This window comes from Streptomyces sp. NPDC050423 (genome assembly GCF_040655445.1).
Taxonomy (GTDB): domain Bacteria; phylum Actinomycetota; class Actinomycetes; order Streptomycetales; family Streptomycetaceae; genus Streptomyces.
Map to the genome: position 1 here is coordinate 47,729 of NZ_JBFAJY010000037.1, position 13,527 is coordinate 61,255.

The following is a 13,527-nucleotide window of genomic DNA, read 5'->3' on the forward strand; positions in this document are numbered from 1 at the left end:
CGCCCGTGCCGGCATCAGTGGCCGCGGGCGATCCATTCGTCCAGATGCGGGGCCTCCGCGCCGATGGTCGTGGAGTCGCCGTGCCCGGTGCGGACGTCGGTGGCCGGGTCCAGGGCGAGCAGCCGGTCCCTGATCGAGGCGACGATCGTCGGGAAGTGGGAGAACGACCGGCCGGTGGCGCCGGGCCCGCCCTGGAAGAGCGTGTCACCGGTGAAGACGGTGGACAGCTCGGGGGCGTACAGGCAGACGGCGCCTGGCGCGTGGCCGGGGGTGTGCAGGACGGTGAGGCTGGTCCCGGCGATGCTCAGCTCCTGGCCGTCGGCCAGTTCGCCGTCGGGGGCCCGGTCCGGGTGGGTCTGCTCCCACAGCGGCAGGTCGTCGGGGTGCAGCAGGATCGGTGCGCCGGTGGCGTCGGCGAGCGCGGGTGCCGCGTCGATGTGGTCGTTGTGCGCGTGGGTGCAGATGATGGCGCGCAGCGTGCGGCCGCCGAGCGCCGCCTCGATGGCGGCGGCGTCGTGGGCGGCGTCGATGACGACCGCCTCGGTGTCGTCCCCGACGATCCAGACGTTGTTGTCGACGTCCCATTCGCCGCCGTCGAGGGCGAAGGTGCCGGAGGTGACGAGGTGGTCGATGCGGGCGGTCATCAGAAGACCACCACCGAGCGCAGGACGTCGCCGTCGTGCATCCGGGCGAAGGCCTGCTCGACGTCTCCGATTCCGATGGTCTCGGTGACGAACGCGCCGAGGTCGATCCGGCCCTGCTGGTGCAGGTCGATGAGCATCGGGAAGTCGCGCGAGGGCAGGCAGTCGCCGTACCAGGAGGACTTGAGCGAGCCGCCGCGGCCGAAGACGTCCAGGAGCGGGAGTTCGATCTGCATCTCCGGGCTGGGGACGCCGACCAGGACGACGGTGCCGGCGAGGTCGCGGGCGTAGAAGGCCTGCTTGTACGTCTCCGGGCGGCCCACTGCCTCGATGACGACATCGGCGCCGTTGCCGCCGGTGAGCGAGCGGATGGCCTCGACCGGGTCCTGGGTGCGGGAGTTGACGGTGTGCGTGGCACCCATCTTCTTCGCCGTCTCCAGCTTGCGGTCGTCGATGTCCACGGCGATGATCCTCGCCGCTCCGGCCAGCCGGGCGCCGGCGATCGCCGCGTCACCGACACCACCGCAGCCGATGACGGCGACCGAGTCGCCGCGGCCGACCTGGCCGGTGTTGATGGCGGCACCGATGCCCGCCATCACGCCGCAGCCGAGGAGTCCGGCGACGGCCGGGGCGACCTCGGGGTCGACCTTGGTGCACTGGCCGGAGGCGACCAGGGTCTTCTCGGCGAAGGCGCCGATGCCGAGCGCGGGCGACAGCTCCGTGCCGTCCAGCAGGGTCATCTTCTGCTTGGCGTTGTGGGTGTCGAAGCAGTACCAGGGGCGTCCGCGCAGACAGGCGCGGCACTGTCCGCACACCGCACGCCAGTTGAGGACGACGAAGTCGCCCGGCGCCACGTCGGTGACGCCCTCGCCGACGGACTCCACGACACCCGCGGCCTCGTGGCCGAGGAGGAAGGGGAACTCGTCGTTGATGGCGCCCTGCTTGTAGTGCAGATCGGTGTGGCACACACCGCACGCCTGGATCTTCACCACGGCCTCACCGGGGCCGGGGTCCGGGATCACAATCGTCTCGACCCGTACCGGCTCGTTCTTTCCCGGTGCGATGACCCCTTGTACCTGCTGCGCCATTCCCGTGGTCTCCCTTTATCGACTTTCACTGAGATCGATCACGGTCAACCGTACGCGGTGCGAGCGTGTCACGGCGGCGCGCCGCGTTGGCGCGAACCGGGCGCCCTTCCCCGGCGCGAACGCACCGGTTTCGGACAGATGGTACGAAGCGCTGAACTGTGCCCCGGTTCCGGGACGTCCTTCCGGTGCAGAGGCAACCCGGAGCCGGTACCTGCGGGGGCAGGGGCCCGGGTTCCGAGAGCTGACGGATCACGGGGGAAGTACCTTGACCGAGACTGCCGTACGCACTGGCGTACACACGGAGAAGATCAGCGGGGAACACGAGGACATCGGGGCGCGGGTCGGCGGACTCGTCCCCTACACGGACGCGTTGACCGTACCGCCGGTGCTGCGTCCGCACAGCGGGAACGTGCTCACGGAGACGGAGATCGCGCTCACCCCGGCCTGGGTGCGGCTGCACGCACAGCTGCCGCCGACCCTGATGTGGGGCTACAACGGCACGGTGCCGGGCCCGACGATCGAGGTGCGGCGCGGGCAGCGGATCAGGATCGCCTGGACCAACCGCATCCCGAAGGGGAGCGAGTACCCGGTCACCGCCGTGGAGGTGGGCCCGGTGAAGCCGGGTGAGCCGGCGCCGCACAACCGGCCCGGACGTGACGGCGTCGAGCCGGACGCGGACGTCGCGGCACTGCCCGCCTGGACGGTGACACATCTGCACGGCGCGCAGACCGGCGGCGGTAACGACGGCTGGGCGGACAACGCGGTCGGCCACGGCGACGCGCAGCTTTCGGAGTACCCGAACGATCATCAGGCGGCGCAGTGGTGGTACCACGACCACGCCATGAACATCACCCGGTGGAACGTGTACGCCGGGCTCGTCGGCACCTACCTGATCCGGGACGACGAGGAGGACGCGCTCGGCCTGCCGTCGGGTGACCGGGAACTGCCGCTGGTCCTCACGGACCGCAATCTGGACACCGACGAGGACGGCCGGCTCAACGGGCGGCTGCTGCACAAGACGACCACGGTCGTCGAGGCCGACCCGGAGACCGGGAAGCCCGTCTCGCTGCCGTTCCTGGGTCCGTACACCACGGTCAACGGCCGCATCTGGCCGTACCTGGACGTGGACGACGCCTGGTACCGCTTCCGGCTCGTCAACGCCTCCAACGCCCGGATCTACGATCTCGTGCTGGTCGACGACGAGAACAACCCGGTCCCGGGCGTCATCCGGCAGATCGGCAGCGACGGCGGGCTGCTGCCGCGGCCGGTGCCGGTCGACTTCGACGAGGCGCTGCCGACGCTGAGGATCGGCCCGGCCGAGCGGATGGACCTGCTGATCGACTTCTCGTCGCTGGCGGGCCGCCGGGTCCGCCTGGTCAACAAGGGGAAGCTCGCCCCCGGGGTGCCGGACCCGGCGGCGGACGTGCCGTTCCCGCAGGTGATGGAGTTCCGGGTACGGGAGACGGGGCGCCGGGACGGCTTCGAACTGCCCGAGGTGCTGTCCGGTTCCTTCCGGCGGTACGAGCACGGCCAGGTGGAGCACGGGCACCGGCTCGTCGTACTGACCGCGCCCGGCACGGTCGGGGGCGGCGGCCACCCGGAGATCTGGGAGATGACGGAGGTCGAGGACACCGCCGGGGTGACGGTGCCGTCGGACGGGGTGATCCAGGTGCGGGGCGAGGACGGCGCCGTGCGCACGTACCGCAGGACCGCGCGCACCTTCAACGACGGCCTCGGCTTCACCGTCGGCGAGAGCACGTACGAGCAGTGGTCCTTCCTCAACCTGGGGGTGCCGACGCATCCGATGCACATCCATCTGACGGACTTCCAGGTGATGGGCCGGGAGGCGTACATCCTGGACGGATTCGACCCGGCGGTCGGCGGGACCCGCTCCCCAGTGGAGTTCGACCACGGCACCGCGGTCCCGACGCCGCCGAACGAGCGGGGATGGAAGGACGTCTTCCTGGTCCCTCAGGGGCAGCTGGTGAAGGTGCTCGGCCTGTTCGACGGGGCGTACGGACGGTTCATGTACCACTGTCATCTGCTGGAGCACGAGGACATGGGCATGATGCGGCCGTTCGTCGTGATGCCGCCGCAGGCCATGAAGTTCGACCACGGCGGCGGTCACGGCGGCCATGAGGGGCACACCGGCTGATCCTGCCGGACCGTCCGTGTCCCCCGCGGGGCGACCTCGCGGGGGACACGGATCAGGGGGCGAGCACGTCGAGTTCGTGCAGGGCGCCCACCGCGATCTCCTTCGTCAGCCGCTCCGCCTCCGCCGCGTCGCCCTCGCGCACGGCTTCGGCGAGCCGGACATGGAGCGTGACGGCCGCCGGGTCGGGGTCCTCGAACATCACCTGGTGGTGGGTGCGTCCCGCCAGGACTTCGGCGACCACGTCACCGAGGCGCGCGAACATCTCGTTGCCGGAGGCGTTGAGCACGATCCGGTGGAAGGCGATGTCGTGTTCGAGGTACCCCTCCAGCTGCTGGCCGCGCGAGGTGGCGACCATGCCGAGGGCCCGTTCGGTGAGCTGAGCGCACTGGTCCGGGGTGGCGTGGCGGGCGGCGAGCGAGGCGGCGACGGGCTCGATCGCCGAGCGCAGGACCGTCAGTGAGCGCAGTTGGCGCGGGCGGTCGGTGCCGGCCAGCCGCCACCGGATGACCTGCGGATCGTAGACGTTCCACTCCTCGGCCGGCCGCACGGTCACGCCGACCCGGCGCCGGGACTCGACCAGGTGCATGGACTCCAGGACGCGGATCACTTCCCGCACGACCGTGCGCGAGACGTCGAACCGCTGGGCCAGCTCATCGGTACGCAGCACCTGGCCGGGCAGGTGCTCACCCGCTGCGATCTCCAGACCCAGGGTGTCCAGCACATGTGTATGCAGCCCCTGGCTCTGTGTGGTCATGAGCCAAGAGTACGGGGAGCCCCACGGGAAAATTAAGTACGACGTTTACATCACAGCATCTTGAATAAGTCGTACGTATAGGTTTCAGTAGCGCGACGGACCGATGTCGAGGAAGACATCGAAGAGAACAGCGAGGCACCGTAATGAGCACCCCCCACGTCGTCGTGGTGATGGGCGTAGCAGGGACCGGCAAGACCACGATCGGTCCCCTGCTCGCCGCCGCACTGGGCGTTCCGTACGCCGAGGGCGACGACTTCCATCCCCCCGCGAACATCGCCAAGATGTCGGCGGGCACCCCGCTGGAGGATGCCGACCGGTGGCCCTGGCTCGACGCGATCGGGCAGTGGGCGCACGGCCGGGCGGGGCTCGGCGGCGTGGTCAGCAGCTCCGCACTGAAGCGGATCTACCGCGACCGGCTGCGCGGCGAGGCCCCCGGTGCCCTGTTCCTCCATCTGACCGGCGAGCGGTCCCTGATCGAGGAACGGATGGCGGACCGCAAGGGCCACTTCATGCCGACCGCGCTCCTCGACTCCCAGTTCGCCACCCTCCAGCCCCTTGAGGGCGACGAGGCCGGCGTCGCCGTGGATGTGTCCGGCACCCCCGAAGAGATCACCCAGCGAGCCGTCGCGGCACTGCGCCGGCTGGACAGTTAAGGATCATCACCGTGACCAGTCTCAGCGTCGAGACGCTGGCAGCGGACGCCGTCGAACCGATCACCTCGGCCGGCAACGCGCAGTTGGGCATCGCCGTGCTTGCGGGCATCGCCGTCATCGTTCTGCTCATCACCAGGTTCAAGATGCACGCGTTCCTCGCGCTGACCATCGGTTCGCTGGCGCTCGGTTCGTTCGCCGGCGCGGCGCCGGCGAAGACGATCGCGAGCTTCACCGCGGGCCTCGGCTCGACCGTCGCGGGCGTCGGTGTCCTGATCGCGCTCGGCGCGATCCTGGGCAAGCTCCTCGCGGACTCCGGCGGCGCGGACCAGATCGTCGACACCATCCTCGCGCGGGCGAGCGGACGGGTCATGCCCTGGGCGATGGTCCTGATCGCCTCGATCATCGGCCTGCCGCTGTTCTTCGAGGTCGGGATCGTGCTGATGATCCCGGTGGTGCTGCTGGTCGCCAAGCGCGGCAACTACTCCCTGATGCGGATCGGTATCCCGGCGCTGGCCGGTCTCTCCGTGATGCACGGGCTCATTCCGCCGCACCCCGGCCCGCTGGTCGCGATCGACGCGCTCAACGCCAACCTGGGCGTCACGCTGGCCCTCGGAGTGCTGGTCGCGATCCCGACGGTGATCATCGCCGGTCCGGTCTTCTCCCGCTACGCCGCCCGCTGGGTGGACATCGAGGCGCCGGAGAAGATGATCCCGCAGCGCCCGTCCGAGGACCTGGACCGCCGGCCCGGCTTCGGCGCGACGCTGGCCACCATTCTGCTGCCCGTGGTCCTCATGCTGATCAAGGCACTTGTCGACATCGTGGTGGACGACCCCGAGCAGGGTGTCCAGCGGGTCACCGATGTGATCGGCTCCCCGCTGATCGCGCTCCTCGCCGCCGTCGTCGTCGGCATGTTCACGCTGGGCCGGGCGGCCGGATTCACCAAGGGCCGGCTCTCCACCACCGTCGAGAAGTCCCTCGCCCCCATCGCGGGCGTGCTGCTGATCGTGGGCGCGGGCGGCGGTTTCAAGCAGACCCTCATCGACGCCGGTGTCGGCCGGATGATCCTGGAGTTCTCCGAGAACTGGTCGATACCCGCCCTGCTGCTCGGCTGGCTGATCGCCGTGGCGATCCGGCTCGCGACCGGCTCGGCGACCGTGGCCACCATCTCCGCCGCCGGACTGGTCGCCCCGCTGGCGGCCGGCATGTCGACCTCGCACGCCGCGCTGCTGGTCCTCGCCGTCGGCGCGGGCTCGCTCTTCTTCAGCCATGTCAACGACGCCGGGTTCTGGCTGGTGAAGGAGTACTTCGGGATGGACGTCGGCCAGACGTTGAAGACCTGGTCGGTGATGGAGACCATCATCTCGGTGGTCTCGCTGGCCTTCGTCCTGCTGCTGTCGCTGATCCTCTAGGTGTATTCACCGGTCCTCCGGCGGCTCCTCCGGGTCCGCGGGGATCCGCCACAGCGAGTGCTCGCGACGGGCCCACCGTCGCTCGACCGACCCGGTGCGCATGCCTCGGCGTGCCTCCGGGTCGGCGTACGCCATCGCGATGTGACCGCCCAGGACGATACCGATCGCCAGCGCCAGCCAGTCGTGGACGAACGTGGCGCCGGTTCGCCACATCAGCGGGGCCAGCCCGGTGAACCACATCAGCAGCCCGGTGCCGGCCATCACCAGCACCGCACCGGCGATCCAGGCCGCGTAGAGCTTCTGCCCGGCGTTGAACTTCCCGGCCGGCCGGGAGCCGGGGTGGTGGTCGCGGTGGCGCACGGCCCGCAGCCACGTCCGGTCGTGCGGTCCGAAACGGTTGAGCCGCGAGACGTCGCCCCGCACGGCCCGCGAGAACAGCCCCGCCAGCAGCGGTACGGGGATCAGCAGCCCGGACCACTCGTGCACGGTAACCACCAGATGGCGGCGCCCGACGAGTTCGGCGAACTGCGGCACGTACAGGCAGGCGGCCGTGGCCACGCAGAGCAGCATCAGTGCCGCCGTGCCGCGGTGCACCCATCGCACCGGCCGGCCGAACCGCCGTACCCGGCCGGCCGCCTCAGGTCGTGGGGGCGTCGTCACGGCCGTTGGACCGGCCGACCCAGGCGTCGACGTCATATCCGAGCTCCTCCCAGTAACCGGGGCGTACGGAGTCCGTGACGGTGATCCCGGAGAGCCATTTCGCCGACTTGTAGAAGTACATCGGGGCCACGTAGAGCCGGACCGGGCCGCCGTGGGAGTGGGGCACCGGTCGGTCCTGCATCCGCAGCGCGACCAGCACGTCGGCGCGGCGGGCCTGGGCGAGGGTGAGGCTCTCGCTGTAGGTGCCGTCGAAGCAGGTGAAGCGGACCGCCTTCGCCCCCGGCCGGACACCCGCCGCGTCCAGCAGCGCCGAGAGCCGTACGCCCTCGAAGGGGGTCTCGGGCACCCGCCATCCGGTCACGCACTGCACGTCGCGGACCATCCGGGTCTGCGGCAGCGCCTTCAGCGCGTCCAGGGTGTACGTGGCCGGGCGGTCGACCAGCCCGTCGACGGTCAGCCGGTAGTCGGCCGCGCCCTTCGGCGGTACGGACGAGGCCACGGAGTAGTACCGGAAGCCGCCGCCGTTGGGCAGCAGCCCGGTCAGCCCGGTGGGGTCCTTGTCGGCGAGCGCGCCCAGACCCGATTCCATGGTCCGTTGCAGGACCGGGGCGGCGAGGAGCCCGGCGGCGCCGAGGCCGAGCATCGTCAGGACCAGGCGGCGGCCGACGGGGGCGCCGACCGCGTCCGGATCGGGGCCGGGTACCGCCGGTTCGGGGCCGGCGCCGGGAGGGGGACTGTTCACTCCTCGATTCGAGCACTCCGGGGCGCCGGAAGCCAGGGGCGGCGGCGGTCCGTCACCGGCCCGTCAGATTCTCCCGGTCACCGGCGGACCGCGGATGCCACACTTGCGCCATGCCGAACCGTGAAGCGCTCAAGCCCTTCCTCCTGGTCTTCCCGGGACCGCTGCGCGACCAGCTGGTCGCCGCGGTGCTCGACGGGCGGAAGGTGTCGACGACCGGACTGCTCGTGGAGTACGAGGCGGAGAAGGAGGAGCCGCCGCCGGTGGGCGAGCGGTCCGCGCTGATCGACTCGGACGGCCGGGAGATCGCGGTCCTGGAGGTGACGGAGGTCCGGATCCTGCGCCTCGGGGACGTCGATCTCCAGCATGTGCTCGACGAGGGCGAGGGCGACACGTCGGTGGCGCGGTGGCGGGCCGGCCACGAGCGGTTCTGGCACAGCGACGAGATGCGGGAGGCGCTCGGCGACCCGGAGTTCACGGTCGACGACGACACCCTGGTCGTCGCCGAACGCTTCCGGGTCGTGGAGCTGATCGACCCGGCCTGAGCGGGAGGACGGGGCGGCAGGCGGACAGCGCGGCGGGGCCGGCGGTCCTCACCTTCCGCCCGCAGCGGCCTGCGCCTGGTTCGCGCGCCTGACGAGGTCCAGCCGCCGCCTGAGCGCGAGCAGGCGGGGATGGCGCTCGTGCATCTCTCCCGAGCGGCGGTCGAGCTCCTTGCCGAGGCGCTCCGTGCGTTTCTCGATGTCGAGCTCGTCCAGAACGCGGTCGACCTCGGCGAGCAGAGCTCCGTGCAGCTGCCACTTCCTGGGGTGGTCCTGGACCGCCGCCAGCAGCACGTCCGCCACCCGGTCCCGGGTGGCGCGGCTGACCGTGAGCGCTTCGGCCAACCGCGCCTCGGCACCTTCCGCGCTCGCGGCGACCGGAGTGGTGATCAGCATCGAGAAGCTCTCGACGGCGTCCGCCAGCTGCCCGAACAGGTCCGTGAGCCCGAAGGCCACATCGGCGGGGAAGAGGGGTTCGTCGACCCGGTCCTTGGCCAGGTCGGTCAGCGTCCTGGCCAGCACCCGGAGAACCACGGCGCAGATCTCCAGGGTGTCCAGACCGGTGCGCAGCACGACGCGGTAGAGCAGTCCCTGCCGGACCCGGGGATTGAGCATGAGGCTCTCCTCGGCCTGCCGCAGCGAGGCGTCCACGGCCACGATGTCGTGGTCGATGCGGCGGGCCCGGTGCAGCCGCTCGGCCGCCTGCTCGACGGTGACCCGGCCGCCCAGGTCACCGCCCAGGTCACGGAGCATCTCCCCCATCTCGCGGGCAAGGCCGTCGATGGACGCCCCCGCCGACTGCACCCACACGGGCGGGGCGAACAGCAGGTTGAACAGCAGCCCCACACCCGCACCGATCAACGTTTCGAACACGCGCTCCCAGGCGGTGTCGGCGACCTGCGCGACGCCGAGCACCAGCATGGCGCTGATCGCCACCTCGGGGACGAACTCGTTCACCCGGACCAGCCGGCCGATGATCAGTGAGGTGAAGATCGTCAGCCCGAGGCTCCACCAGGTCAGCCCGACCAGGGAACTGAACCCGCTCGCGATGAGCACCCCGACGACCACGGCGTTCACCCGCCGGATCCCCGTGGTGAGCGTGGCGTACAGAGTGACCTGGACGACGAGCAGCGCGGTGAGCGGAGCGGTCAGGGGGGCGGGCTGGGACAGCGTCGAGGTCGCCACGACATAGGCGATCACCGCGGCACCCGTGGAACGCAGGGTCTGGACCCGCACGGATTCGGTGGTGCGCCGGACGAGGTTGATCACGGGCTCGGCTACTCCTGGCATCTCCTTCCTCTGCCCGCATCCGGTGCTCCCGTACGGTTTCGGGTGCCGAACCCCACCGGACGGACGCGCGATCACCGCCGATGATCCATACAGCTACGCGACCGCCTCTGCCGCGGCCCGGCCCGCCGCCCGGCCGGAGAAGATGCAGCCGCCGAGGAACGTGCCCTCCAGCGAGCGGTAGCCGTGCACCCCGCCGCCGCCGAAACCGGCTGCCTCGCCGGCCGCGTACACCCCGGCCAGCGGAGTGCCGTCCGCGGTGAGCACCCGGGAGGACAGATCCGTCTCCAGGCCGCCGAGCGACTTGCGGGTCAGGATGTTCAGCCGTACGGCGATCAGCGGCCCGGCCTTGGGGTCGAGGATGCGGTGCGGAGCGGCCGTACGGATCAGCTTGTCGCCCAGGTAGGTGCGGGCGCCCCGGATCGCGGTGATCTGGAGGTCCTTGGTGAAGGGGTTGGCGATCTCGCGGTCGCGGGCGGTGATCTCGCGGCGCAGTTCGGCCTCGTCGATGAGTGAGTCACCGGTGAGCGCGTTCATGCCGCGGACCAGCGCGCCGAGGTCGTTCTCGACGACGAAGTCCGCCCCGTTGTCCATGAACGCCTTCACGGGAGCCGGTACGTCCGCGCGTGCCCGGCCGATCACGCCGCGGACGGACTTGCCGGTCAGGTCGGGGTTCTGCTCGGAGCCGGAGAGCGCGAACTCCTTGCCGATGATCTTCTGGTCCAGCACGAACCAGGTGTAGCCGTGGCCGCTGCGCATGATGTGTTCGAGGGTGCCGAGCGTGTCGAAGCCGGGGAAGAGCGGGACGGGCAGCCGCTTGCCGCGGGCGTCCAGCCAGAGCGAGGACGGTCCTGGCAGGATGCGGATGCCGTGCTTGGCCCAGATCGGGTTCCAGTTCTCGATGCCCTCGGTGTAGTGCCACATCCGGTCCCGGTTGATGTGGTGGGCGCCCGCCTCCTCGGTGATGCCGAGCATCAGCCCGTCCACGTGGGCCGGGACGCCGGAGAGCATCTTGGCGGGCGGGGTGCCGAGCCGCTCCGGCCACTGCTCGCGCACGAGGTCGTGGTTGCCGCCGATGCCGCCGGAGGTGACGATCACCGCCTGGGCCCTCAGCTCGAAGGTGCCGGCCGTCTCGCGGCTGCTCGCGGTCCCGCGGGCCGCGCCGCTCGGCTCCAGGATCTCGCCGCTCACGGTGTCGACGGCGCCCCCGGTGCGGCCGAGACCGGTGACCCGGTGGCGGAAGCGGAAGGTGACGAGGCCCTTGGCGACGCCCTCGCGCACCCGGCGCTCGAACGGGGCGACGACACCGGGTCCGGTGCCCCAGGTGATGTGGAAGCGGGGGACGGAGTTGCCGTGGCCGTTCGCGTCGTACCCGCCGCGCTCGGCCCAGCCGACGACGGGGAAGAACCGCACGCCCCGCGCGTGCAGCCAGGAGCGCTTCTCACCGGCGGCGAAGTCGACGTACGCCTCGGCCCACTTCGCCGGCCAGTGGTCCTCCTCGCGGTCGAAGCCCGCCGTGCCCAGCCAGTCCTGGAGGGCCAGCTCGTGGCTGTCCTTGATCCGCATCCGGCGCTGTTCGGGCGAGTCGACCAGGAAGAGGCCGCCGAAGGACCAGTGCGCCTGGCCGCCGAGCGACTGCTCGGGCTCCTGGTCGAGCAGGATCACCGAGCGGCCCGCGTCGACCAGCTCGGCTGTGGCGACCAGCCCGGCGAGTCCTGCCCCGATCACGATCACATCAGCGTCGTACGCCATGGGTTCCATCCTTGTCGCGGCGGTCCGGACCCGGTCCGGCGGAAGGACCGCACACATCACCCGTGCGGTACCTCGCGAAGTTACTGGTGCGTCAGATCTTCGGTACCGGCCGCCCCGGCGTCAACCGCCCGGTCGGCGGCACTCCGGCCGCACCGGTGGCGTCCAGGCGCTATCGTCGAAACAATTCACTCTCTTCCGGCCTGACTTGGGGTAGAGAAGCGTGTCGGTGCTGGTTCTCGTACTCGCCGTGAGCGCGGCCTGCTGTCTGGGGTTCGGCTTCGTGCTGCAACAGGCCGCCGCCAGCCACGCCCCGAAGAGCGACTATCTGTCGTTCCGGCTGCTGCTGGACCTGATGCGGGTACGCAGCTGGCTGGCCGGTATCGGCCTGATGGTCTGCGGCATGGTGCTGGGCGCGCTGGCCCTGGGCAAGGGCGAGGTCTCCGTCGTCGAGCCGCTCCTCGCCACCAATCTGCTCTTCGCGATGACCCTGTCCCGCCACCGCACCGGCCAGCGGCTGGGCCGGCAGGGCTGGGCCGGGCTCTGGCTGCTGGCGTGCGGGGTCGCGGCGTTCCTGCTGGCGGGCGAGCCCGAGGGCGGCACGGCGGTGTCGAGCCCGCTGCGGCACTGGCTGGTCATCGGCGTGGTGGCGGGCATCGCCCTGGCGCTCACCATGTACGCCGCGCGCTCGCGGGCGACGGCGGCCCCGGCGCTCCTGGCGGTGGCCGCCGGGCTGCTGTACGGACTACAGGACGCCCTGACCCGGGTCAGCGGCCAGCGGATCGGGGACGACGGCTGGGCGGCCCTGGTGACGAGCTGGCAGCCGTACGGGGTGCTGGTGCTGGGGGTGACGGGGCTGCTCCTGGTGCAGAGCGCGTTCGAGACGGGCCCGCTGCGGATGTCGCTGCCCGCACTGACCGCGGCCCAGCCGCTGGCCGGGATCGCCTGCGGCATCGGGTTCCTCGGCGACCAGGTGCGCACCGACACCGGCGCGCTGGCCTGGCAGGCGGCCGGGCTCGCGGCGATCGTGGTCGGGATCGTGCTGCTGGGGCTGCATCCGGCGATGCCGGAGGGTCCGGTGGGCGGACGGCGCGCCAAGACCCTTCAGCCGCGCTGAGGCGCCCGTACGGGCGCCTGTCCCTTTTCTCACAGGCGGCCGACCGCTCCCGGCCTGGCAATTAATAATGGTCAGCATTACAGTGGCGCCATGGCGAGAACGTCAGGACAAGAGACCAGGGACAAGCTGATCCGCGCGGCCGAGGAGATCTTCGCCTCGCAGGGTACGGAGGGCGCCCAGCTGCGGGACATCGTCCGGCTGGCGGGGCAGAGCAATCCGTCGGCGGTCCAGTACCACTTCGGCTCCCGCGCCGGCCTGCTCGACGCCGTGATGGCCGGCCGCCAGGCCCGTACCGAACAGGTGGTGGCGCCGCTGCTCGACGCGCTCGCCGCGGACTGCGGTGTACGGGAGCTGCTCACCGCGCTGGTGGCGGCGGAGGCGAGCCTGCTCGCCGACGACCGGGGCCGGCGCTGTCTGCGGATCTCGGCGCAGCTGAGCCACGAGACGGGTCTGCGGACCGGTCCGCTGCACCCCGCCCTGGACGGCACCGCCTACGGCCGGCTGATCGGCCGGATCGGGGACCGCCTGGACGCAACTCCGGAGCCCGTCCGTCTGGAGCGCCTCGATCTGGCGCTCACCCTGATCGGCGCGGCGCTCGCCGACCGCGCCCGTCAGGGGCTCGACGGCACGGAGCCGCTGACCGGCCAGGAGCTCTTCCTCGCCGATCTCGTCGGGACCACCACCGCGTTCCTGCACGCCCCCGCGCCGCACGGCGCGTGAACCACCCGCACCA

General features: G+C 71.2%; 13 protein-coding genes. 6 read left to right on the top strand and 7 right to left on the bottom strand.

What is annotated here, in order from left to right:
* Window positions 1-14: 14 nt before the first annotated feature.
* Window positions 15-644 carry an MBL fold metallo-hydrolase gene (locus tag AB0I52_RS24990; RefSeq protein WP_363076080.1) on the bottom strand — a complete coding sequence of 210 codons (630 nt, stop codon included), beginning with the start codon at window positions 642-644 and terminating at the stop codon, window positions 15-17.
* Window positions 644-1,729, bottom strand: coding sequence for an S-(hydroxymethyl)mycothiol dehydrogenase (locus AB0I52_RS24995; protein WP_363076082.1), 1,086 nt, complete (start codon window positions 1,727-1,729; stop codon window positions 644-646). Before AB0I52_RS24995 ends, AB0I52_RS24990 begins: the two co-directional genes overlap by 1 nt.
* 328 nt (window positions 1,730-2,057) lie before the next feature.
* Between AB0I52_RS24995 and phsA the strand changes: the two genes are divergently transcribed.
* Window positions 2,058-3,884, top strand: a complete 1,827-nt coding sequence (phsA, locus tag AB0I52_RS25000; RefSeq protein WP_363076150.1) for an O-aminophenol oxidase PhsA — start codon at window positions 2,058-2,060, stop codon at window positions 3,882-3,884.
* Window positions 3,885-3,936: 52 nt separating this feature from the next.
* On the opposite strand, the gene AB0I52_RS25005 is transcribed toward phsA, so the two are convergent.
* On the bottom strand, window positions 3,937-4,638 hold the full coding sequence (locus AB0I52_RS25005) for an FCD domain-containing protein (RefSeq protein WP_363076084.1): 702 nt from the start codon (window positions 4,636-4,638) through the stop codon (window positions 3,937-3,939).
* A gap of 143 nt (window positions 4,639-4,781) precedes the next feature.
* Here AB0I52_RS25005 and AB0I52_RS25010 point away from each other — a divergent pair, with 143 nt between their 5' ends.
* Window positions 4,782-5,291 carry a gluconokinase gene (locus AB0I52_RS25010; RefSeq protein WP_363076086.1) on the top strand — a complete coding sequence of 170 codons (510 nt, stop codon included), beginning with the start codon at window positions 4,782-4,784 and terminating at the stop codon, window positions 5,289-5,291.
* An 11-nt stretch (window positions 5,292-5,302) separates the two neighbouring features.
* Entirely contained in the window at window positions 5,303-6,700 is a 1,398-nt protein-coding gene (locus AB0I52_RS25015) for a gluconate:H+ symporter (protein WP_363076088.1), read from the top strand.
* A gap of 6 nt (window positions 6,701-6,706) precedes the next feature.
* Here the strand turns inward: AB0I52_RS25015 and AB0I52_RS25020 are convergent, their stop codons facing one another.
* Complete coding sequence (locus AB0I52_RS25020) at window positions 6,707-7,396, bottom strand: cytochrome b/b6 domain-containing protein (RefSeq protein WP_363076090.1); 690 nt, start codon at window positions 7,394-7,396, stop codon at window positions 6,707-6,709.
* The gene (locus AB0I52_RS25025) at window positions 7,338-8,102 is read right to left on the bottom strand and encodes a molybdopterin-dependent oxidoreductase (protein WP_363076092.1); all 765 of its coding nucleotides are present in this window, start codon (window positions 8,100-8,102) and stop codon (window positions 7,338-7,340) included. Before AB0I52_RS25025 ends, AB0I52_RS25020 begins: the two co-directional genes overlap by 59 nt.
* A gap of 110 nt (window positions 8,103-8,212) precedes the next feature.
* On the opposite strand from AB0I52_RS25025, the gene AB0I52_RS25030 reads away from it, so the two are divergent.
* Window positions 8,213-8,644 carry an ASCH domain-containing protein gene (locus AB0I52_RS25030; RefSeq protein ID WP_363076094.1) on the top strand — a complete coding sequence of 144 codons (432 nt, stop codon included), beginning with the start codon at window positions 8,213-8,215 and terminating at the stop codon, window positions 8,642-8,644.
* A gap of 48 nt (window positions 8,645-8,692) precedes the next feature.
* Here the strand turns inward: AB0I52_RS25030 and AB0I52_RS25035 are convergent, their stop codons facing one another.
* Both AB0I52_RS25035 and AB0I52_RS25040 read right to left on the bottom strand, forming a co-directional pair.
* Window positions 8,693-9,931, bottom strand: coding sequence for an aromatic acid exporter family protein (locus AB0I52_RS25035; RefSeq protein ID WP_363076096.1), 1,239 nt, complete (start codon window positions 9,929-9,931; stop codon window positions 8,693-8,695).
* Between the two features lie 93 nt (window positions 9,932-10,024).
* Complete coding sequence (locus tag AB0I52_RS25040; protein ID WP_363076098.1) at window positions 10,025-11,680, bottom strand: FAD-binding dehydrogenase; 1,656 nt, start codon at window positions 11,678-11,680, stop codon at window positions 10,025-10,027.
* Between the two features lie 220 nt (window positions 11,681-11,900).
* Between AB0I52_RS25040 and AB0I52_RS25045 the strand changes: the two genes are divergently transcribed.
* Window positions 11,901-12,794 carry a DMT family transporter gene (locus AB0I52_RS25045; protein WP_363076100.1) on the top strand — a complete coding sequence of 298 codons (894 nt, stop codon included), beginning with the start codon at window positions 11,901-11,903 and terminating at the stop codon, window positions 12,792-12,794.
* A gap of 90 nt (window positions 12,795-12,884) precedes the next feature.
* On the top strand, window positions 12,885-13,514 hold the full coding sequence (locus AB0I52_RS25050) for a TetR family transcriptional regulator (RefSeq protein ID WP_363076102.1): 630 nt from the start codon (window positions 12,885-12,887) through the stop codon (window positions 13,512-13,514).
* Window positions 13,515-13,527: the final 13 nt, after the last annotated feature.

Bases quoted from the DNA above. Each gene is read 5' to 3' on its own strand.
- AB0I52_RS25035 (WP_363076096.1), bottom strand. From the start codon at position 9,931: ATGCCAGGAGTAGCCGAGCCCGTGATCAACCTCGTCCGGCGCACCACC.
- AB0I52_RS25040 (WP_363076098.1), bottom strand. From the start codon at position 11,680: ATGGCGTACGACGCTGATGTGATCGTGATCGGGGCAGGACTCGCCGGG.
- AB0I52_RS24990 (WP_363076080.1), bottom strand. From the start codon at position 644: ATGACCGCCCGCATCGACCACCTCGTCACCTCCGGCACCTTCGCCCTC.
- AB0I52_RS24995 (WP_363076082.1), bottom strand. From the start codon at position 1,729: ATGGCGCAGCAGGTACAAGGGGTCATCGCACCGGGAAAGAACGAGCCG.
- AB0I52_RS25005 (WP_363076084.1), bottom strand. From the start codon at position 4,638: ATGACCACACAGAGCCAGGGGCTGCATACACATGTGCTGGACACCCTG.
- AB0I52_RS25030 (WP_363076094.1), top strand. From the start codon at position 8,213: ATGCCGAACCGTGAAGCGCTCAAGCCCTTCCTCCTGGTCTTCCCGGGA.
- AB0I52_RS25010 (WP_363076086.1), top strand. From the start codon at position 4,782: ATGAGCACCCCCCACGTCGTCGTGGTGATGGGCGTAGCAGGGACCGGC.
- AB0I52_RS25020 (WP_363076090.1), bottom strand. From the start codon at position 7,396: ATGACGTCGACGCCTGGGTCGGCCGGTCCAACGGCCGTGACGACGCCC.
- AB0I52_RS25050 (WP_363076102.1), top strand. From the start codon at position 12,885: ATGGCGAGAACGTCAGGACAAGAGACCAGGGACAAGCTGATCCGCGCG.